19 protein-coding genes are annotated in these 21,134 nt (G+C 71.7%); 3 read left to right on the forward strand and 16 right to left on the reverse strand.

From position 1 onward, the window contains the following. Positions 1–171: 171 nt before the first annotated feature. Positions 172–1,554, reverse strand: a complete 1,383-nt coding sequence (locus tag DEJ23_RS02080) for a replication-associated recombination protein A (RefSeq protein ID WP_111238576.1) — start codon at positions 1,552–1,554, stop codon at positions 172–174. Positions 1,555–1,683: 129 nt separating this feature from the next. Between DEJ23_RS02080 and DEJ23_RS02085 the strand changes: the two genes are divergently transcribed. Both DEJ23_RS02085 and DEJ23_RS02090 read left to right on the forward strand, forming a co-directional pair. Continuing rightward, complete coding sequence (locus DEJ23_RS02085; protein WP_111238577.1) at positions 1,684–2,496, forward strand: peptidylprolyl isomerase; 813 nt, start codon at positions 1,684–1,686, stop codon at positions 2,494–2,496. Positions 2,497–2,631: 135 nt separating this feature from the next. After that, the gene (locus tag DEJ23_RS02090) at positions 2,632–3,864 is read left to right on the forward strand and encodes a DUF349 domain-containing protein (protein ID WP_181429065.1); all 1,233 of its coding nucleotides are present in this window, start codon (positions 2,632–2,634) and stop codon (positions 3,862–3,864) included. Positions 3,865–3,985: 121 nt separating this feature from the next. Here the strand turns inward: DEJ23_RS02090 and DEJ23_RS02095 are convergent, their stop codons facing one another. The 5 genes from DEJ23_RS02095 to DEJ23_RS02115 all read right to left on the reverse strand — a co-directional run bounded on the left by DEJ23_RS02095 (position 3,986) and on the right by DEJ23_RS02115 (position 7,293). Next, positions 3,986–4,951: a bifunctional riboflavin kinase/FAD synthetase gene (locus DEJ23_RS02095; protein ID WP_111238578.1), complete on the reverse strand. Its 966-nt coding sequence runs from the start codon at positions 4,949–4,951 to the stop codon at positions 3,986–3,988. A gap of 10 nt (positions 4,952–4,961) precedes the next feature. Then, positions 4,962–5,402, reverse strand: coding sequence for a hypothetical protein (locus DEJ23_RS02100; protein WP_111238579.1), 441 nt, complete (start codon positions 5,400–5,402; stop codon positions 4,962–4,964). An 83-nt stretch (positions 5,403–5,485) separates the two neighbouring features. Continuing rightward, positions 5,486–5,851, reverse strand: a complete 366-nt coding sequence (locus DEJ23_RS02105; protein WP_111238580.1) for a hypothetical protein — start codon at positions 5,849–5,851, stop codon at positions 5,486–5,488. Next, a complete protein-coding gene (truB, locus tag DEJ23_RS02110) occupies positions 5,848–6,810 on the reverse strand; it encodes a tRNA pseudouridine(55) synthase TruB (RefSeq protein WP_111238581.1) in 963 nt (320 codons plus the stop codon). Before truB ends, DEJ23_RS02105 begins: the two co-directional genes overlap by 4 nt. A 36-nt stretch (positions 6,811–6,846) precedes the next feature. Further along, a complete protein-coding gene (locus DEJ23_RS02115; protein ID WP_111238582.1) occupies positions 6,847–7,293 on the reverse strand; it encodes a hypothetical protein in 447 nt (148 codons plus the stop codon). Positions 7,294–7,402: 109 nt separating this feature from the next. Between DEJ23_RS02115 and DEJ23_RS02120 the strand changes: the two genes are divergently transcribed. After that, complete coding sequence (locus DEJ23_RS02120; RefSeq protein WP_111238743.1) at positions 7,403–8,269, forward strand: A/G-specific adenine glycosylase; 867 nt, start codon at positions 7,403–7,405, stop codon at positions 8,267–8,269. Positions 8,270–8,351: 82 nt separating this feature from the next. Here DEJ23_RS02120 and rbfA read toward each other — a convergent pair whose 3' ends face one another. The 10 genes from rbfA to dxr all read right to left on the reverse strand — a co-directional run bounded on the left by rbfA (position 8,352) and on the right by dxr (position 21,131). Next, a complete protein-coding gene (gene rbfA / locus DEJ23_RS02125; protein ID WP_111238583.1) occupies positions 8,352–8,804 on the reverse strand; it encodes a 30S ribosome-binding factor RbfA in 453 nt (150 codons plus the stop codon). Positions 8,805–8,894: 90 nt separating this feature from the next. Further along, positions 8,895–11,720 carry a translation initiation factor IF-2 gene (gene infB / locus DEJ23_RS02130; protein WP_111238584.1) on the reverse strand — a complete coding sequence of 942 codons (2,826 nt, stop codon included), beginning with the start codon at positions 11,718–11,720 and terminating at the stop codon, positions 8,895–8,897. 75 nt (positions 11,721–11,795) lie between these two features. Next, positions 11,796–12,110 carry a YlxR family protein gene (locus tag DEJ23_RS02135; protein WP_111238585.1) on the reverse strand — a complete coding sequence of 105 codons (315 nt, stop codon included), beginning with the start codon at positions 12,108–12,110 and terminating at the stop codon, positions 11,796–11,798. Between the two features lie 97 nt (positions 12,111–12,207). Beyond that, positions 12,208–13,203 (reverse strand): transcription termination factor NusA, encoded by a 996-nt coding sequence (gene nusA, locus DEJ23_RS02140; protein ID WP_111238586.1) that lies wholly within the window; start codon positions 13,201–13,203, stop codon positions 12,208–12,210. 157 nt (positions 13,204–13,360) lie between these two features. After that, a complete protein-coding gene (locus DEJ23_RS02145; protein ID WP_111238587.1) occupies positions 13,361–15,115 on the reverse strand; it encodes a proline--tRNA ligase in 1,755 nt (584 codons plus the stop codon). A 149-nt stretch (positions 15,116–15,264) separates the two neighbouring features. Then, positions 15,265–16,398 (reverse strand): flavodoxin-dependent (E)-4-hydroxy-3-methylbut-2-enyl-diphosphate synthase, encoded by a 1,134-nt coding sequence (ispG, locus tag DEJ23_RS02150; RefSeq protein ID WP_111238744.1) that lies wholly within the window; start codon positions 16,396–16,398, stop codon positions 15,265–15,267. A gap of 50 nt (positions 16,399–16,448) precedes the next feature. Next, positions 16,449–17,024 (reverse strand): cysteine hydrolase family protein, encoded by a 576-nt coding sequence (locus tag DEJ23_RS02155; RefSeq protein WP_111238588.1) that lies wholly within the window; start codon positions 17,022–17,024, stop codon positions 16,449–16,451. After that, the gene (locus DEJ23_RS02160) at positions 17,021–18,529 is read right to left on the reverse strand and encodes a purine-cytosine permease family protein (RefSeq protein WP_375342258.1); all 1,509 of its coding nucleotides are present in this window, start codon (positions 18,527–18,529) and stop codon (positions 17,021–17,023) included. Before DEJ23_RS02160 ends, DEJ23_RS02155 begins: the two co-directional genes overlap by 4 nt. 39 nt (positions 18,530–18,568) lie before the next feature. Further along, complete coding sequence (locus DEJ23_RS02165; protein WP_181429066.1) at positions 18,569–19,903, reverse strand: RIP metalloprotease; 1,335 nt, start codon at positions 19,901–19,903, stop codon at positions 18,569–18,571. A 145-nt stretch (positions 19,904–20,048) separates the two neighbouring features. Then, entirely contained in the window at positions 20,049–21,131 is a 1,083-nt protein-coding gene (gene dxr / locus DEJ23_RS02170) for a 1-deoxy-D-xylulose-5-phosphate reductoisomerase (protein WP_111238590.1), read from the reverse strand. Positions 21,132–21,134 lie beyond the last annotated feature (3 nt).

Raw genomic sequence — 21,134 nt, forward strand, 5'->3', positions numbered from 1 at the left:
CCCGACGACGGGATCCAGAGGGATGAGCCTGTGGGATCGGACGGCTACAGTCCGAACCTCTGCCCCCGTCCCACCGCGGTGGGACTCTGTCCTCGACGCAGCCGCACGCGAGGACCAGGACGTAGGCCCGTCAACGATAGCAGCATCTCGCCGTGGACAGGAGCACCCTGCTCACTCGCCGCGGGTGATCTTCCGGAGTCGTTCCAGCCGCGGGCCGACCTCGCGCTCGTACCCGTTGGCGGTGGGCGCGTAGTACTCGGTGCCCTCGAGCGCGTCGGGCAGGTACTGCTGTCGGGCGACACCGTGCTCGGCGTCGTGCGAGTACACGTAGCCCTTGCCGTGCCCGAGGCGCTTCGCCCCGGGGTAGTGCGCGTCGCGGAGGTGCACCGGCACGACACCCATGCGACCGGCCTTGACGTCGGCGATGGCCGCGTTCACGCCGTTGTACGCAGCGTTCGACTTCGGGGCGGTGGCCAGGTACACGACCGCCTCGGCCAGCGGGATCCGCCCCTCCGGCATGCCGATGAGCTGCACCGCCTGTGCGGCGGCGACCGCGATCGGCAGCGCCTGCGGATCGGCCATCCCGATGTCCTCCGACGCCGAGATGATGATGCGCCTGGCGATGAACCGCGGGTCCTCCCCGGCCTCGATCATGCGGGCGAGGTAGTGCAGCGCCGCATCGACGTCGCTCCCCCGGACGGACTTGATGAAGGCGCTGATCACGTCGTAGTGCTCGTCGCCCTGACGGTCGTACCGGAGCAGGGCACGGTCGACCGCTGCCGCGACCGTGTCCGCGTCGACGAGCGGCACCGTCTCGACGCCGTCGAGCGAGACGTCCTCGTCCTCGTCGTCGTCGGTCTGCGCCGCGACGGCCGAGGACGCCGCCGCCTCGAGCGCCGTGAGCGCCCGTCGCGCGTCGCCGGAGGACAGCCGGACGATGGCCGACCGGGCGTCGTCACCGAGCACGACGGAACCGCCGAGCCCGCGGGGGTCCTCGACCGCGCGGTCGACGAGCATTCCGAGGTCATCGTCGGTGAGCGGCTTGAGGGTCAGCAGCAGCGAGCGCGAGAGGAGCGGCGAGATCACCGAGAAGGACGGGTTCTCGGTCGTCGCCGCGATGAGGATCACCCAGCCGTTCTCGACGCCGGGGAGCAGGGCGTCCTGCTGTGCCTTGCTGAAGCGGTGGATCTCGTCCAGGAACAGCACGGTGGTCGACCCGTAGAGGTCACGGTGCGTGAGGGCCTTCTCCATGACCTCGCGCACGTCCTTCACGCCGGCGGTGACGGCCGAGAGCTCGACGAACTCACGGCCGGACTGGCGGGCGATCGCCTGCGCCAGGGTCGTCTTGCCAGTGCCGGGCGGCCCCCAGAGGATCACCGAGACGCCGCCGGGGTTCTCGCGCGTGCCGGTGGCGAGCTGCACGAGCGGGCTCCCCCGCCCGAGCAGGTGCTGCTGACCGGCGACCTCGTCCAGGCTCGTCGGACGCATCCGCACGGCGAGCGGGACCGAGCCCTGCGCCAACCCGGCGCGACCGCCGGTGGTGGGCGCGCGCATGCCCGATCGATCCGCTGCCATGCGTCAATCGTAGGCCGAGCCACCGACGCGCTGTGTGCCTCCCGGCCGGGCGGCGCCCCCGGTCCGCTACGCTCGTCGGCACAGTCGACGAGAGGTCCGATCAGCACCGTGGCACCGAAGAACCAGGCGCGTGACAACCGCGAGGCGCGCGAGCGGCTCCGTCTGTACCAGGCCCGTCAGGGCCTGCACGCCCGGCAGCGACGCCGCCGGGTGCGGGACGACGTGGTCGGGGTCGGCGTGCTCGTGCTCGTCGCGGCACTCGCCACCGGGTCGCAGCTGGCCTTCGCCGGTTCCCGCGGCGCCGACCGCGCGGGCGCGAGCGCGACCTCCTCGGCGAGCCCGACCCCGAGCGCCAGCGCGACCGCCGGGAACACCGGCGAGGTGCCCAGCAAGGACATCGCGGACGGGAAGACCTGGACCGGGACGCTGACGCTCAACGAGAGCGTGGAGCTCGGCATCGAGCTGGACGGTGCGCGGGCACCCCAGGCCGCGAGCGTCGAGATCGACCTCATCCGCAAGCAGTTCTACGAGGGCACGACGTGCCACCGGCTCGCCGACGGCAAGGGCTTCCGGTTCCTGCAGTGCGGGTCGGCGAACGGCGACGGGACCGGCGACGCCGGCTTCGAGTACGGCCCGCTCGAGAACGTGCCGAGCGACGGGGAGTACGCGGCGGGCACGCTGGCGATCGCGCGCGGCGCGTCACCGTACTCGCAGAGCACGCAGTTCTTCATCGTCTACGGCGACACCACCCTCGACGGCTCGACCGGTGGCTACACGGTCGTCGGCAGGGTCACGAGCGGGCTCGACGACCTCGAGTCGGAGATCACCTCGAAGGGGATCACCTCGCCCGGGGCGGACGGCACCGGGGAGCCGGAGGTGGCGACGACGATCACCGGCGCGACCATCCGCGAGGACGACTGAGCGACCCGTCGCCGGACGCTCGTCCACAGGCCGCACGTCACGCTGGTCGCGCGGGCCCTTCCGTGCAATAGGCTGACGACCTGACCGTGCCGACGGGGACGTCGGCGATGCACGACCACGATCGAGGCGAGACCTGTGGGACCTGACGAAGCAACGACCTGGGGCCGGGTCGACGAGAACGGGACGGTGTACGTCCGGTACGAGGACACCGAGAAGGCGGTCGGTGAGTACCCGGACGCCACCCCGGACGAGGCCCTCGCGTACTTCGCGCGCAAGTACGCCGACCTCGAGGGGCAGGTGAAGATCGCCGAGCAGCGCGCACAGCGCGGCGCCTCGGCGAACGACGTCGCCCGGACCGTCGAGCACCTGCGCTCGCAGGTCGCCGAGGCCCGCGTGGTCGGTGACCTCAAGTCGCTCGAGAACCGCGTCGCGGCACTCTCCGAGCAGGTCGGCTCGCTCACCAAGGAGCAGCAGGCGCAGGCGCAGCAGGCCCTCACCGAGGCGCTCGCCCACCGCACGTCGCTGGTCGAGGAAGCCGAGTCCCTCGCTGCGGTCGATCCCGCTCGTGCGCAGTGGAAGCAGATCACCGCGCAGCTGGACGACGTCTTCGCCCGGTGGCAGCAGCACCAGCACGACGGTCCGCGTCTGCCCAAGAACGAGGCCAACGAGCTGTGGAAGCGGTTCCGGGCCGCGCGCTCGACCGTCGACCAGCACCGTCGTGCCTTCTACTCGGAGCTCGACGCACAGCACCGCGACGCCCGCAACCGCAAGCAGGAGCTCGTGCAGCAGGCCGAGGCCCTGGCGTCGCGCGGCTCCGACGGCATCCCCGCCTACCGGGAGCTGCTCGACGACTGGAAGCGCGCCGGGCGGGCAGGCAAGCGCCACGACGACGCGCTCTGGGCACGGTTCAAGGCAGCCGGCGACGTCCTGTTCGAGCACCGCCACGCCGAGGCCGCAGCCGAGAACGAAGAGTTCTCCGCGAACCTCGTCGCGAAGCAGGCGTTGCTGGCCGAGGCCGAGCCGCTCCTGCAGCAGCGGGACCGGGTCGCCGCCCGCCGGACCCTGACGGACATCCAGCGCCGCTGGGACGAGATCGGCAAGGTCCCCCGCGGCGACGTCCGCCGCATCGAGGACCGGCTCCGTGCGGTCGAGGACCACGTGCGCGGTCTCGAGGACGAGCACTGGAAGGCCTCGGACCCGGAGCGCAAGGCCCGGCAGACCGGCCTCGCGAGCCAGCTCGAGGACGCCATCGGCAAGTTGCAGTCGGAGCTCGAGGCCGCCCAGGCGTCCGGCGACGCCCGCAAGATCAAGGAGGCGCAGGAAGCCCTGGACGCCCGGAAGATCTGGCTGGACGCACTCGGCGGCTGACGCCACCCCACCGACACGACGAGAGCCCCCGCGACCGATGGTCGTGGGGGCTCTCGTCGTGTCGGGCGGGCGTCGCGCGGGCGGCCGGTCGCGAGTCGTGCACCGACCGACCGCCGCTGCGCTACTGGACCGGTGCGGGCAGGCCGAGCAACAGTCTGATGTCGAGGTCGTCCTGCCGCATCTGGGCCGCGAGCTCGTCCATCGACGAGAACGCGACCATCCCCCGGACGTAGGAGACGAAGAGCACCGAGATGGTGTCGCCGTACAGGTCGATGTCGACGTCGAGCAGGTGTGCCTCGATCTGCTTCGCGGGCACGCCCTCGAACGTCGGGTTGTTGCCCACCGACACGGCGGCCGGGTAGACGGTGCCCTCGTGCAGGACCCGTGCCGCGTAGACGCCGTCGGCGGGGACGAAACCCTCGCACGCCGGGTCGAGGTTCGCCGTCGGGTAGCCCATCGCGCGCCCGCGCTGGTTGCCGTGCACCACGGTGCTGCGCACCGCGTGCTCGCGACCGAGCAGGCGCGCGGCCTCGGCGACCCGTCCGGCCCCGAGCAGCTCCCGGATCCAGGTCGAGGACACCCGCCGCTCGTCGGACGGACGGACGTCGTCGCGGAGGTCGACGTCGTCGATGAGCTCGACCCGGAAGCCGTACTGCTCCCCGAGCCGTCGCAGGAGCGCCACGTCGCCGGCGCCCCGGGCACCGAAGCGGAAGTCGCTGCCGACGAACACGAGCTCGGCGTGCAGCGTGCCCACGAGCACCTCGGAGACGAACGCCTCGGGCGCCTGCGACTGCAGGTCCTGGTCGAACCGCAGGAGCAGCATCGCGTCGACGCCGATCTCCTCGAGCAGTTCCCGTCGCTGCGCCGTGCTGGTGAGCGCCGGCGGCACGCGGTCCGGGTCGATCACGCTGAGCGGGTGCCGGTCGAACGTCACGACCGTCGACACGAGGCCCCGTTCACGCGCTGCACGTTCGAGGTGTGCGATGACCGCACGGTGCCCGACGTGCACGCCGTCGAACTTGCCGATCGTGACCGCGCTCGGGCCGAAGCCCTGCGCCACGTCCTCGACGTCGTCGTAGTACTGCACGGCCGGCCCCCTACTCGCCGACCGGAGCGGACGCGCGCGCTGGCGCGACGACGGCGGTGCGGTGGTGCTTGCGGAGCCACCACAGACCGGCGATCGGCAGCACGAGGGGCGCGAAGAGGTACCCGAGACCGTAGTAGGACCACACGGTGTCGTCGGGGAACAGCTGGCTGTCGACCAGCGACAGGGTGCCGACGACGAGCACGCCCGCCATCTCGAAGCCGATCGTGACGCAGGCGACCCGGTACCACGCACGGCCGGGCGCGATGAGGGCGATCATCGCGACGATGTAGACGACGGCCGCGACGGCGCTGAGCGTGTAGGCGAACGGCGCGAAGGAGAACTTCTCGATGATCTGGACGACGCTGCGCCCGGTCGCCGCGAGGGCGAGGATGCCGTACACGGCGATGAGGACTCGGCCGACGCCGGTCGCGAGGGAGGATCTGGTCGCCATTGCACCGAGTCTACCGACGGCCGACGGCCCGGGCGACGCACGGCGCCCACCACGGTCGCGGCGGTCGCGGCGGTCGCGGCGGTTCAGTTCAGTGCGAACCAGATCTGGTACATCCGGTACACCATCACGGCGACCGTGAAGGCGCCGGCGCCGAGGACGATCGTGCTCCACTTCGTCCGGTCGATGAGCGCCCAGAGGATCGCCGCCGGCGGCACGAGCAGCACGGACACCGCGTACACGCCGAACTCGAGCGCGTTCCCCTGCGGCGGACTGCCGACCGCGGGCAGCACGAGTGAGATGACGCCCTGCGCCAGGAGCAGCAGCTCGATGAGCGCGAGCGACCCGACGGTGTAGTCGTTCGGTCTCCACCCGAGGAAGCCGACCACGACGGCGAACAGCCCCGCGACCACGGCCACCGCGAGCTGCACCCACATGAACCACTCGATCACGCGCCCGCTCCGGACCTCGTCGTGCCCGCGGACGTCGGCGCCGGGAAGTTCGTGATCACCCGGAGCCGCCCGCGCCGGACCGACACCAGCCCCACGAGCCGGTCGTCCTCGGCGGCGATCGCGGCGACCGGCCCGTCCGAGTCGGGGTGCTCGACAGCGACGCGCTTGCCGTCGGTCAGGTCCTTCGCGGCACCGGGCTCGAGCGTCACGACGTCGAACAGGCGCCGCGCGACGTCCGCGGGACGGACGAGCGCGGCACCGACGTCGACGCCGTCGTCCTCGAGGTCGATCGCCGCCGCGACGTCGAACGGACCGACGGCGGTCCGGCGGAGCGCGGTGAGGTGCGCGCCCGTTCCGAGCGCGGCGCCGACGTCACGGGCGAGCGCGCGGACGTAGGTGCCGGACGAGCAGTCCACGACGACGTCGAGATCGACCACGGCGATCTCCTGCCCGTCCACCGACACGGTCCGGCCGTTCCGCCCGGTGACGTCGAACCGGGAGACGGTCACGGTGCGCGAGCGCAACACGACCTCCTCACCCCTGCGGGCGAGGTCGTAGGCGCGTCGACCGTCGACCTTGATGGCGCTGACGGTCGACGGGACCTGGTCGATGACCCCGCGCTGCGCTGCGACGGCGCGTTCCACGGCGTCGTCCGACACGTCGGCACCCGCGACGCCGCGCGCTGACGTAGGCGCGCCGTCGGCGTCGTCCGAGTCGGTCCCGACCCCGAGCCGGATCGTCGCCATGTAGGTCTTGCCGAGTCCGACCAGGTGCGTCAGCAGCCGCGTCGAGGGTCCCGCCCCGAGGAGCAGGAGGCCGGTCGCCATCGGGTCGAGCGTGCCCGCGTGGCCGATCTTCTTGAGCCCGAGCCGACGACGGGCGATCGAGACCACACGATGGCTCGAGATGCCCTGCGGCTTGTCGACGAGGAGGATGCCGTCAGGCGCGGTTGCGAGCACCGGACGAGGTTACCAGCGCCGCCGGCGGACAGCGGGTCAGCAGGCGTCGTTCCACTCCCGGCGCGGGTGCTCCGGATCGGTGACGTCGAGGATGGCGGACGCCGCGATCTTGACGTCGGCCCGGCGCTCGAGCCGCCCCTGCTCCTGCTCGACCCAGAGCGACCAGCGCCAGAGCCCGCGTGCGCCGGGTGCGAGCAGTCCGTGACCGTGCACGACGAGGACTCCCTCGCCGGCTCCGGTGGTGCGGAAGGGCGTGACGATGTCGGCGCGCAGGACGTCGACGTCCGACGACGGCGCCGCTGCCGCCATCGCCGACACGCCGTGCTGCTGGAAGCCCGTGACGAGCCCTGCGGCGACGCGTTCGAGGTCCGCGCCGTCCTGCCCGTCGATGCCCACGACGGTGCGGTTCGTCCCGACCTGCGCGATCACCTCCCCCGCGATCGCGGCCATCGTGTCGGTCTCCTGCGGTGCCCAGCGTGCCATGGACCCACCGTAGGCTGTCGTGGTGAACGCGCGTCGAGCCTCCCGGCAGGTCGTGGACGATCCGTCGGTCGCAGTCGCTGTGGAGGGACCGGGGCCCGACCGGGGGGACATCGCGACCCCGCTCGTCGCCTGGTTCCGCACCGAGGCGCGCGACCTGCCGTGGCGCCGGCCGGGGTTCCCCGCCTGGGGCACGCTCGTGAGCGAGATCATGCTCCAGCAGACGCAGGTGGCGCGCGTCGTCCCCCGCCTGGAGGCGTGGCTCACCCGGTGGCCGACACCCGCGGACCTCGCGGCGTCGCCTGCCGGCGAGGCGGTCCGGGCCTGGGACCGGCTCGGCTACCCGAGACGGGCGCTCGCGCTGCACGCCGCGGCGACCGCCATCGCCGAGCGGCACGGCAACGTCGTCCCGCGCGACGTGGAGGCGCTCCTGGCGCTGCCCGGGATCGGCGACTACACCGCCAGGGCCGTCGCGGTGTTCGCGTACGGTGACCGGCACCCGGTCGTCGACGTCAACGTGCGTCGGGTGCTGGCGCGGGCCGTCCTCGGGCACGGCGAGCCCGGCCCGGCGAAGGCGAAGCAGGACCTGCCGCTCATGGAGTCGGTCCTCCCCGAGGACCGCGACGACGCGGCCGCGACGAACGCCGCGGTCATGGAGCTCGGCGCGCTCGTGTGCGTCGCCCGCTCCCCCGCGTGCGACGCGTGCCCGATCGCCGACCGGTGCGCGTGGCGTGCCGCCGGCTACCCGGAGCACGACGGACCGCGTGCTCCGAAGCAGTCGCGCTTCGCGGGGAGCGACCGACAGGTGCGTGGGCTCGTGATGGCGGAGCTCCGTGCCAGCGACGTCCCCGTCACGCGCGACGAGGTCGACCTGGTCTGGCCGGACGCCGAGCAGCGTGCCCGTGCCCTCGCGTCGCTGCTCCGCGACGGGCTCGTCGTCGGCGACGACGCGACGGGCTACCGACTCCCGGATGCCTGACCGCCGGACGGGCGACGGCAGCCGGACGGGCCGCGGCCGCCGGCCACGTGGTGTCCGGCGGCCGCGGGGATGACGATCAGGGTCAGGCGCGCTCGTCGCGCTCCTCGTCCTCGTCGTCGTCGTCGTGCTTGTACGGGTCGGCATCGCCGGCGTACTGTGCGCCGGCCGACGCGGCACGCACCTGCGCGTCACGCTGCTGAGCCTGGACGAGCAGGTCCTCCATGTGCGCCGAGGTCTCCGGCAGCGCGTCCGCGATGAACTCGAGCGACGGGGTGAGCCGCGCGGTGATGTTCTTGCCGACCTCGCTGCGGAGCATGCCGGTGGCCGCCTTGAGGGCCGCCGCCGAGTCGGCGCGCTCCTGCTCCGACCCGTACACGGTGTAGAAGACCGACGCGTGCTGCAGGTCGCCGGTCACACGGACGTCGGTGATGGTGACGAAACCGAGGCGCGGGTCGCGCAGCCCCTTGTCCAGCCGCCGTGCGACGACTTCCTTGATGCGGTCCGCCATCTTGCGTGCGCGCTGCGGATCGGCCATGGGTGCCTCCTGGGGGCAGGGAATCTTCTGGTGGAACGGGACGGACCCCGCCCCTCCCGAGGGAGGAGCGGGGTCCAGGATAGCCAGGCGTCAGTCGCGCGGCTTCTCGACGAGCTCGGTGGTCTCGATCTCGTCGCCGATCTGGATGTCGTTGTACTTGCCCAGACCGATACCGGCCTCGAAGTCCGTGCGGACCTCGGTGACGTCGTCCTTGAAGCGACGCAGCGACTCGATGGCCAGGCCGTCGGCGAGCACCACACCTTCACGGATGACGCGCGCCTTGGCGTTGCGCGTGATCGTGCCGGAGCGGACGATGACACCCGCGATGTTGCCGAACTTCGAGGAGCGGAACACCTCGCGGATCTCGGCGACACCCGACTGGACCTCTTCGTACTCGGGCTTGAGCATGCCCTTGAGGGACTGCTCGATGTCCTCGAGTGCGTTGTAGATGACCGAGTAGAAGCGCACGTCGATGCCTTCACGGGCCGCACGCTCGCGGGCCTTGACGTCCGGACGGACGTTGAAGCCGACGACGATCGCGTTGTCGATCGTGGCCAGGTCGATGTCCGACTCCGTGATCGCACCGACACCGCGGTGCAGGATCCGGAGCTGGACGCTGTCGTCGACCTCGATGTCCAGGAGCGACTGCTCGAGTGCCTCCACGGCACCGGAGACGTCACCCTTGATGATGAGGTTGAGCGAGTCGACCTTGCCCTCTTCGAGTGCGCGGGTGAAGTCCTCGAGCGAGATGCGCTTGCGGGCCTTGGCCAGCTGGGCGTTGCGCTCGGCGGCCTCACGCTTCTCGGCGATCTGGCGGGCCGTGCGGTCCTCTTCGGTGACGAGGAACGTGTCACCGGCGCGCGGCACCGACGACAGACCCTGCACCTGGACCGGACGGCTCGGCGTCGCGGCCTTGACCGCCACACCGTTCTCGTCCGTCATCGCACGGACACGGCCGTACGCCGTACCCGCCACGATGGCGTCACCGACGTGGAGCGTGCCGGACTGGATGAGCACCGTGGCGACCGAACCGCGACCCTTGTCGAGTCGGGCCTCGATCGCGACACCGCGGGCGTCCTTGTCGGGGTTCGCACGCAGGTCGAGACCGGCGTCCGCCGTGAGCAGCACCGCGTCGAGCAGCTCCTGGATGCCGACGTTGTTGCGCGCCGACACGTCGACGAACATGACGTCGCCGCCGTACTCCTCGGCCACCAGGTTGTACTCGGTGAGCTGCTGCCGGACCTTCGCCGGGTTCGCGCCCTCCTTGTCGATCTTGTTCACCGCGACCACGATCGGCACACCGGCCGACTGTGCGTGGTTCAGCGCCTCGATCGTCTGGGGCATGATGCCGTCGTCCGCCGCGACCACGAGGATCGCGATGTCCGTCACCTGGGCACCACGGGCACGCATGGCCGTGAAGGCCTCGTGACCCGGGGTGTCGATGAAGGTGATCGGACGCTCGGTGCCCTCGTGCTCGGTGACGATCTGGTACGCACCGATGTGCTGGGTGATGCCGCCGGCCTCGCCCTCGACCACCTTCGAGTTGCGGATGGCGTCGAGGAGGCGGGTCTTACCGTGGTCGACGTGACCCATGACGGTGACGACCGGGGGACGCTGCTGCAGGACGGAGTCGTCCTCGTCGGCGTACTCGGCGTCGATGTCGATGTCGAAGCCCTCGAGGAGCTCGCGGTCCTCGTCCTCCGGCGAGACGATCTGGATCTTGTAGCCCAGCTCCTCACCGAGGACCTCGAACGTGGCCTCGTCCAGCGACTCGGTCGCGGTCGCCATCTCACCGAGGTGGAACAGCACCGTCACGAGGTTGCCGGGGCTCGCGTCGATCTTGTCCGCGAAGTCCGAGATGCTCGCGCCACGACGCAGACGGACGACCGTGTTGCCGTCGCCGCGCGGGACCTGCACGCCGCCGAGCGACGGCGCCTGCCGCATCTCGTACTCGGCGCGCTTCGTCCGCTTCGACTTGCGGGCACGGCTCTTGCCGCCACCGCGACCGAAGGCACCAGCGGTACCACCGCCGGGACCACGACCACGACCGCCGCCACCGGCGGGACGCGGGCCGCTGAAGGCCGGACGGGGGAAGCCGCCGCCGGCACCTGCACCGGCACCCGGACGACCACCGGGGCCGCCACGGCCACCCTGACCCGGGCGCTGCCCGAAGCCGTTCGGGCGGTTCGCCTGGCCGGGGCCACCCGGACGCGGGGCGCCGGGACGCGGGGTCCCCGGACGCGGCGGCGCAGGACGCGGGATGCCGTTGCCGCCACCGGCGCCGCCGGCGGGACGCTGTCCCATGCCCTGGTTCGACGCGTAGGGGTTGTTGCCCGGACGCGGCGGGCGCGAGCCCATGCCCTGGCTCGACGCGTAGGGGTTGTTCCCCGGGCGGGCACCCGGCTTCGGGCCGCCCGGCTTCGGACCTGCTGCAGCACCCGGCTTCGGGGCACCGCCGGGCTTGACGGCGTCACCCTTCGGCTCGGACGAGCCGCCGGCGGCCTTCTTCTCGGCGGCGGCGGCCTTCTGCGCGGCCTCGGCCTCGGCCTGGCGCTGCGCGACGGACTTCGGCGCAGCGGGCGTCGGGGTGTCGGCAGCAGGTGCCTGCACCTCGGGCTCGGGCTTCGGTGCGGGGGCCGGACGTGCCGGTCCCGGACGGGGACCGCCGGGCTTCGGGGCGCCGGAACGCGGTGCCGCGGTCTTCGCGGGAGCGCTCGGGGTCGCCGAGGCCGCGGGCTTCGACGCCGTCGAGGCGCCGTCCGCCTGCAGCGCAGCACGGAGCTTGCGCGCGACGGGGGGCTCCACACTGGAGCTCGGGCCCTTGACGAACTCGCCGAGTTCCTTGAGCTTCTCCATTGCGGTCTTGCTGTCGACACCGAGTTCGGATGCGATCTCGTGTACGCGTGGTTTTGCCACAGTTCTCCTTCACGGGTCCCACCCCGCGAAGGGGGCAGGACTCACTGGATGACGGGTCTCATTTCGAGCCGCTCATCAGTTGTCCATAAGCCGTTCAGCCTGTTCTGTCGTGTCCCGGTGACGCGCCTGCTCTGCAGCGCTGAGCGCCTCGAGGTAGTCACGTACCGCTGACGTGTCGGGTTCACGATCGAGCCGGAGTGCACGGCGGTACGCCCTGCGCTTGACGGCCTGATCATGTGCTTCGACGGTCGGGGTGAGCCAGGCTCCCCGCCCCGGCATGACTGCCTTCGGGTCCGCCACGACGCGGCCGTCGCTCAGGGCGACGACACGGAGGAGAGAGGACCGGGGAGCACGACGACGACTGCCGATGCATGTTCTGACGGGTTCCACCTTACTCCTTGCCTCCGACGACCGCGATCCGGCACGCCCGGACCGGCCACGCCGAGAGCGGAACGACCCGCTTCCGGCGTGACCCCGGTCACGGTCGTCAGTCCTCGCCGTCCAGGATGGAATCGGGCTGGATGTCGATGCGTGCGCCCGTCAGCTTCGCGGCCAGACGCGCGTTCTGCCCCTCCTTGCCGATGGCGAGCGACAGCTGGTAGTCCGGCACCAGGGCACGGACGGCCTTCGTCGAGGCGTCGAGCACGAACGCGCTCGTCACCTTCGCCGGCGACAGCGCACTCGCGACGAAGGACGCCAGGTCGGACGAGTAGTCGACGATGTCGATCTTCTCGGCGCCGAGCTCCGTCGTCACGGCACGGACGCGGGCCCCGAGCTCACCGATGCAGGCGCCCTTGGCGTTGACGCCCGGCTCGTTCGCCTTGACCGCGAGCTTCGTGCGGTGCCCCGCCTCGCGCGCGATCGACGTGATCTCGACCACGCCGGATGCGATCTCCGGCACCTCGAGCGCGAAGAGCTTCCGGACCAGGCCCGGGTGGGTGCGGGAGACGGTGATCTGCGGACCCTTGGCACCACGGCCGACACTCGTGACGTACACGCGGATGCGGTTGCCGTGCTTGTACTCCTCGCCCGGCACCTGTTCCTCGGGCGGCAGGATCGCCTCGACGGTGCCGAGGTCGACGTGCACCATCTTCGGGTTCGGACCCTGCTGGATCACGCCCGCGACGATGTCGCCCTCCTTGCCCCGGAACTGACCGAGGATCTTGTCGTCGCCGATGTCGCGCAGGCGCTGGTTGATGACCTGCTTCGCGGCGAAGGCGGCGATGCGGCCGAAGTCGCTCGGCTGGTCCACGGCCTCGCCGACGACGGTGCCCTCGTCGTCGCGCTCCGGGGCGTACACCGACACCTCGCCCGACTTGCGGTCGAGCTCGACGCGCGCCTGCGGGTCGACGGGCTCGCCGTTCTCCGCGCGGTGCTTCTGGTACGCCGTCAGGATGGCCTGTTCGATGATGCGGACGAGTTCGTCGAACGGGATCTCCCGCTCGCGCTCCATGAGTCGCAGGACTGCGAGGTCGATCTTCACCGAGGTGCCTCCGTATTCAGCTGAGTCGCTCCCGCAGGATGGATCTGCGCGGAAGTCGGCGACCAGCGTACCCCAGAACGAGCGACGGACGGGAGGCGCGGTGCCAGCCGACACCGCGCCTCCCGTCCGTCACGTGCGTGCTCCGGGACGAGACCCACTAGATCGCGCGGACCGCCTCGAGCAGCTCGGCGACGGCGACGTCGCGGCGCTCCCCCGAACGGCGGTCCCACAGCTCGACGACGCCGTCGGCGGCGTTCCGCCCGGCGACCACGACGACGGGGACACCGAGCAGCTCGGCGTCGCGCAGCTTCACGCCCGGCGACACCTTCGGACGGTCGTCGTAGACGACGTCGTAGCGCTCGCCCTCGAGGGTGTCGATGAGCGACGAGGCGAGGTCGTACGCGACCTGGTCCTTGCCCGTGGCGACGACGTGGACGTCGAACGGGGCGACCTCCTTCGGCCAGGCCAGGCCCTTCTCGTCGTTGTGTGCCTCGGCGAGGATCGCCATGATGCGCGTCACGCCGATGCCGTACGACCCCATCGTGACCGTGGCGAGCTTGCCGTTCTCGTCCTGCACCTTGAGGTCGAGCGCCTCGGCGTACTTGCGGCCGAGCTGGAAGACGTGACCGATCTCCATGCCGCGCGCGGTCTCGAGCGGGCCGGAACCGTCCGGAGCAGGGTCGCCCGCACGGACGTCGGACACCTCGGCGACGCCGTCGGCGCTGAAGTCGCGGCCCATCACGAGCCCGGAGACGTGCACGCCCCGCTCGTTCGCACCGGTGATCCAGCTCGTCCCGTCGACGACGCGAGGGTCGACGAAGTAGCGGATGCCCGACGGGCTCTCGGCACCGAGCACCTGCGGGCCGATGTAGCCCTTCACGAAGACCCCCGGGTGCTTCCGGAAGTCGTCGTCCCCGGCGGCCTCGACCTCGGCGGGAGCGAAGGCGACCTCGGCGCGCTTCAGGTCGACCTCGCGGTCGCCGGGCAGACCGACCACGACCACCTCGCGGGTGCCGTCGAGGTGCGTCAGTGCCAGCACGACGTTCTTCAGTGTGTCCGCCGCCGTCCACGGCTCACCGTCACGCGGGGCGACCTCGTTGGCGTGCGCGACGAGCGTGTCGATCGTCGGGGTGTCGGCCGCCGGCAGCACGACGGGCTCGGGCTTGCCCTCGATCGGCAGGGCGTCGGGCACCGGCGTGACGTACGCCTCGACGTTGGCCGCGTAGCCGCCCGCGCTGCGGACGAAGGTGTCCTCGCCGACCCCGATCGGGTGCAGGAACTCCTCGGACTTCGAGCCGCCCATCGCACCGGCATCGGCCTTGACGATGACGTACTCCAGGCCCAGGCGGGCGAAGATCTTCTCGTACGCGTCGCGCATCACCTGGTAGCTGCGCTCGAGCCCCTCGTCGGTGAGGTCGAACGAGTACGCGTCCTTCATCGTGAACTCGCGGCCGCGCAGCAGACCCGCACGGGGGCGCGCCTCGTCGCGGTACTTGTCCTGGATCTGGAACAGCGTGACGGGGAGGTCCTTGTACGAGCCGAACAGGTCCTTCACGAGGAGCGCGAACATCTCCTCGTGCGTGGGCGCGAGCAGGTAGTCGGAGCCCTTGCGGTCCTGCAGCCGGAACATGCCGTCGCCGTACTCGGTCCAGCGGTTGGTCGCCTCGTAGGGCTCGCGGGGCAGGAGCGCGGGGAGCAGGACCTCCTGCGCGCCGGCGGCCACCATCTCCTCGCGGATGATGTCCTCGATCTTGTGGCGCACCCGCAGGCCGAGCGGCAGCCACGCGAAGATGCCCGGGGACTGGCGACGGACGTACCCGGCGCGGACGAGCAGCTTGTGACTCGTCACCTCGGCGTCGGAGGGGTCGTCGCGGAGCGTGCGGAGGAACAGATGGGAGAGCCGTGTGACCACGGACGCAAGCCTAGCGGCGCGTTCGGGACGCGCCGAGCGGACGGTGTCGCTCGACACGCGCGGCACGGCACCTGACGGCGGACGGGAGGCGCGGCGCCAGCTGGCACCGCGCCTCCCGTCCGCCGCGTGGCCGCGTCGGGCGCGACGGCTCAGGTCGTGGTGACGACCTGCGGGGTCCCGGTGGCGGCGTCGGGGCCCATCTCGTCGGCGATGCGGTTCGCCTCCTCGATCAGGGTCTGCACGATCTCGCGCTCCGGCACGGTCTTGATGACCTGCCCCTTCACGAAGATCTGGCCCTTGCCGTTGCCGGAGGCGACGCCGAGGTCTGCCTCACGCGCCTCGCCCGGGCCGTTCACGACGCAGCCCATCACGGCGACGCGCAGGGGCACGGTCATGCCCTCGAGCCCCTTCGTGACGTCGTTGGCCAGCTGGTAGACGTCGACCTGGGCGCGGCCGCAGCTCGGGCACGAGACGATCTCGAGCTTGCGCTCCCGCAGGTTGAGCGACTGCAGGATCTGCAGGCCGACCTTCACCTCCTGCGCGGGCGGGGCCGAGAGCGAGACGCGGATGGTGTCGCCGATGCCCTCGGCGAGCAGGATGCCGAACGCGGTCGCGCTCTTGATGGTGCCCTGGAACTCCGGGCCGGCCTCGGTGACGCCGAGGTGCAGGGGCCAGTCCCCCGCGGCGGCGAGCTGGCGGTACGCCTTGACCATGACGATCGGGTCGTTGTGCTTGACCGAGATCTTGAAGTCGTGGAAGTCGTGCTCCTCGAACAGCGACGCCTCCCACACCGCGGACTCGACGAGGGCCTCGGGCGTGGCCTTGCCGTACTTCTGCAGCAGGCTCGGCTCGAGCGACCCGGCGTTGACGCCGATGCGCAGGCTCACGCCGGCGTCCTTCGCGGCCTTGGCGATCGCACCGACCTGGTCGTCGAACTTGCGGATGTTGCCCGGGTTCACGCGGACGGCGGCGCACCCGGCGTCGATCGCCTGGAAGACGTACTTCGGTTGGAAGTGGATGTCGGCGATCACCGGGATCTGCGACTTCTTCGCGATGATCGGCAGGGCGTCCGCGTCGTCCTGGCTCGGGACCGCCACGCGGACGATGTCGCAACCGGAGGCGGTGAGCTCCGCGATCTGCTGCAGCGTCGCGTTGATGTTCGTCGTCGGCGTCGTCGTCATCGACTGCACGGAGACCGGCGCGTCACCGCCCACGAGGACCTTCCCCACCCGGATCTGCCGCGACTTCCGGCGCGGGCTCAGGGTTTCCGGGACTTTCGGCAGACCGAGGTTCACTGCTGGCACGGGTGTGACTCTACGCGCTCCGGGCGACGTCACACCTGGCCGGTCACCAGGTCCGTACCGCGGTCCACGACCGTGACGAGCGGCGCGTAGAGCCGCATGAGCGCGAGGGCACGCTCGTGGTCCTCGTCGCTCGCGCCGGCGCACGCGTCCGCGACGACCGTGACGGTCGCCCCGGCGTCGGCCGCGGCCAGGGCGGTGGACACGACGCAGCAGTCGGTGGAGACCCCGGTGAGCACCAGGTGCGGGTGGTCACCGACGACGGCCTGGAGGTCCGTCCCCCACTTGCCGAACGTCGGCTCGGTCACGACGCGGGCACGGCCCTCGGTCACGGCGGCTGCGAAGGGATCGGTCAGCGCGTAGAGCGGGTCGGCGTCGGGCACGAGGGCGAACGACCACTCGCGGTAGTAGGGCACCCATGCGCCCCGCGGGCGCTCCGGCGCGACGAAGCGGGTGAACACCGTGCGTCCGGCGAACCGCGGCAGCAGCCGTTGCGTCCCGGCCGCGGCCTCGTCGTAGCGGGGCGTCGCCCACGGGCTGTCGCCGGTGAACACCTGCTGCAGGTCGATCGCCACGAGCCAGGCGTCGGCCGGCACCACGACGCTCACGCGGCCGTCCCCGGCCCGGCGGCGCGGTCCGGCTCGGGACCCGCGTCCGCACCCGGCTGCGGCGCGTGCTCCTGACGGCGGACCGTCCCCCGCGCGGTGAGGAGCGTGCCGACGAAGCCGACGACCAGGGCGACGAGGACACCGAGGTTCGCGTAGGCCCACGCACCCTCGCGGCCGCCGAGCCCGGCCGGGCCGAGCAGGTAGCCCTGCCAGTTCAGCCACGCCGGCACGCCGTAGGTGTTCGTGACGAGCCCCCACCCGAGCGCCGTCCCGAGCGCGACGAGCCCGATCGCGGACCAGCGGACGTCGCCGTAGCGCCCGCGGACGTCCTCGAGCTCGGCGTCGGCGTAGGCCCCGCGACGCAGCAGCACGTCCGCGACGAAGACCCCGGCCCACGCGGCGATCGGCGTGCCGAGCGTGACGAGGAACGCCTGGAACGGGCCGATGAAGTCCTTCGCGAAGAAGACCACGTACACGGCACCGGCGACCATGACGACACCGTCGATGCCCGCCGCCACCGGCCTCGGGATGCGCACGCCCGCGCTGAGCAGCGCCAGCCCGGACGAGTAGATGTCGAGCACCGCCCCGCCGACGAGCCCGAGGATCGCGACGAGGGCGAACGGGATGAGGAACCAGACCGGCAGGATCGTGGTGAGCGCGCCGATCGGGTCGGCTCCGATGGCGCTGTCCAGGTCCGGCGACGACCCGGCGAGCAGGATGCCGACCACGACGAGCACCGCCGGGGCGAGGGCGCCGCCGAACGTCGTCCACCCGACGACCCCACCCGTCGAGGAGGTGCGCGGGAGGTAGCGCGAGTAGTCGGCTGCGGCGTTCACCCACCCGAGCCCGAAGCCGGTCATGACGAGCACGAGGGCACCGATGACGTTCTGCGCGCTGCCGGCCGGCAACGCTCCGAGCACGCCGAGGTCGATCGACGGCACCGCGAGGACCACGTACACGACCGTGAGGACGGCGGTGACGACCGTGATGACGGTCTGCAGGCGCATGATCACGTCGAAGCCGGCGATGCCCGCGCCGACGACGAGCGCCGCGACCACCACCAGGGCGACGAGCTTCGTGACGACCCCGTCGTCCCAGCCGAGCTCGCGGAAGACCGTCGACGTGGCGAGCACGGCGAGGGACGCCAGCGCCGTCTCCCAGCCGACGGTGAGCACCCAGCTGAGGAACGACGGCAGCCGGTTGCCCCGGACGCCGAACGCCGCTCGGCTGAGGACCATCGTCGGCGCCGACCCGCGCTTCCCGGCGATCGCGACGACGCCGCAGAGCAGGAACGAGAACACGACCCCGACGACCGAGACGATCGTGGCCTGCGCGAGGGAGATGCCGAACCCGAGGACGAACGACCCGTAGCTCAGGCCGAGCACCGAGACGTTCGCCGCGAACCACGGCCAGAACAGTCCCCGCGGCGTGCCCTTCCGGTCGGACTCGGCGATGACGTCGGTGCCCTGGCGTTCGACGGTGCGGAGCTCCGCGACGGGGGGCATGGGCGCTGTGCTCATGCGCCGAGCGTAGTGGGCGCCCTGCTACCCGAACAGGTCCACGGGCCGCACGAGGTCCGCGTAGATGAGCAGTGCGCTCATGCCGGCGAGCAGCACCACCACGACCATGGTCAGCGGCATCGACTTCGCGAGGTCGATCGCGCCCGGGTCCGGCTTGCCCGCGAGCTGGTGGGCGCGGCGCTTGACGGCCTCCCACAGCGCCCCCGCGATGTGCCCGCCGTCGAGCGGCAGGAGCGGCACCATGTTGAGCACGAACAGGCCGATGTTGAGCGAGGCGAGCAGTCCGAGGATCGTGTAGGCCTTGTCGACGACCGGGACACCGCTCATCGACGAGACCTCGCCGATCGCCCGACCGACGCCGACGACCGACACCGGGCTGTCCTGCGATCGCTCCTCGGCGCCGAACGCGGCGTTCCAGACGGCGACCAGGCGCTGCGGCAGGTCGATGATGAGGTGTGCGGACGCGGCGATCTGGGCCCCCGTCGCGGGCAGCACGGCCGCCGGCGACTGTCGGACCAGTGACTGGCCGATGCTCACGCCGACGACGCCGACCTGCTGCGTCTTCGTGCTGCCGTCCGCGTTCTTCGCCACCGTGCCCCGGTCGGTGACCACGTCACGGGTCGCGAGCTGCGGCGTGACCTCGAGCGTCCTCCGCTGGCCGTCGCGCTCGACGACGACCGTCACCGCCTTGCCCGCCGACCGCTTGAACACCCGGGAGACCTCGGCGATGGTCGGGTCCTGCGTCCCGTTCACCGCGAGCACGACGTCGCCGTCCCGGATGCCCGCCTCCTTCGCCGGGGACGACCCGTCGCCGGGAGCGCAGCGGGTCGACTGGCTGGTCGGCAGGACGCAGTCGACGCTCGACGTGAACGTGGTCGTCGGGGCGCCGAAACCGCACAGCAGCACGCCGAAGAGCACGATGCCGATGACGAGGTTCATCGCCGGTCCGGCGACCATGACGATGATGCGCTTCCACGGGGTCAGGCGGTAGAACGCCCGCGAGTCGTCGCCGCCGGCGTCAGCGATCTGCTCCGCGCTCGCCTGGCGGGCGTCCTGCACGAAGGCGCCGTACATCCCGGTGTTGGTGATCGCGTTCGGGCGACCCGTCGCACGGGGCTTGAGCATCCCGACCATGGAGATGTAGCCGCCGAGCAGGATCGGCCGGATGCCGTACTCGGTCTCGCCCCGCCGGAACGACCAGATCGCCTTGCCGAACCCGAGCGAGTACTGCGTCACCTTCACGTTGAAGAGCTTCGCGAAGGACAGGTGCCCGAGTTCGTGGAGTCCGATCGAGACCAGCAGGCCGATGATGAAGACGACCACGCCGAGGACGAAGAGGAGCACGGATTCGACGGTCACCGTCAGAGGGTACGGGACCCCGCCCATGACGGAGCCGAGCGCCTCCTGAGAGGTGATCCGTGCCTCCAGACCGGTCTGGAGGCACGGGGTGGCGCAGGCGCGTTCGTCACGGGCCCGTGTTGCGGGCTCGCGACGCCTGGTCGCGTCAGCCGGCCAGCACGCGGTCCGCCGTGGCGCGTGCCCAGCGCTCGGCGGCCAGCACGCCCTCGAGGGACGGCTCCCCCGCGGTGTGCTCGTCGACGACCCGTCGGACGGTGTCCACGATGTCGAGGAAGCCGATGGCACCGGCGTGGAAGGCGGCGACGGCCTGCTCGTTCGCCGCGTTGAAGACCGCGGGGAAGGTGCCACCCAGGACGCCCACGTGCTTCGCGAGGTCGACCGCGCCGAACGCATCGGTGTCGAGCGGCTCGAACGTCCAGGTGCTCGCGGTCGTCCAGTCGAGCGGCACGCCCACGCCGGGGACACGGTCGGGCCAGGCCAGGCCGAGCGCGATCGGCAGGCGCATGTCGGGCGGGGACGCCTGGGCGATCGTCGAGCCGTCGACGAACTCGACCATCGAGTGCACGATCGACTGCGCGTGCACGGTCACGTCGATGCGGTCGTACGGCACGGCGAACAACAGGTGCGCCTCGATGACCTCGAGTCCCTTGTTGACGAGCGTCGCGGAGTTCGTCGTGACCACCAGGCCCATGTCCCAGGTGGGGTGGGCGAGCGCCTGTGGCGGCGTGACGTCACGGAGGTCGGCGCGGGAGCGTCCGCGGAACGGGCCACCGCTCGCGGTCAGGACGAGTCGACGGACCTCGGCGTCGGAGCCGGAGCGCAGTGCCTGCGCGATCGCGGAGTGCTCGCTGTCGACGGGCACGATCTGCCCCGGGGCAGCGACCCGCTGCACGAGCGGGCCGCCGACGATGAGGCTCTCCTTGTTCGCCAGGGCGAGCGTGGCACCGGACTCCAGCGCGGCGAGCGTGGGGCCGAGGCCGACCGATCCGGTGATGCCGTTGAGCACCACGTCCGCCTCGACGCTCCGGACGAGCCGCTCGGCGTCCTCGGCTCCGAAGGCCGTGTCCCGGACGCCGAAGCGCGAGGCCTGCTCGGCGACCAGCTCGTGGTTCGTGCCGGCGGTCAGTCCGACGACCTCGAAGCGGTCGGGGTTGCGCGCGACGACGTCGAGGGCCTGGGTACCGATCGAGCCGGTGCTGCCGAGGACGACGATGCGACGCGGGGCCACGGT

The organism is Curtobacterium sp. MCSS17_008 (genome assembly GCF_003234185.1).
Lineage (GTDB): Bacteria > Actinomycetota > Actinomycetes > Actinomycetales > Microbacteriaceae > Curtobacterium.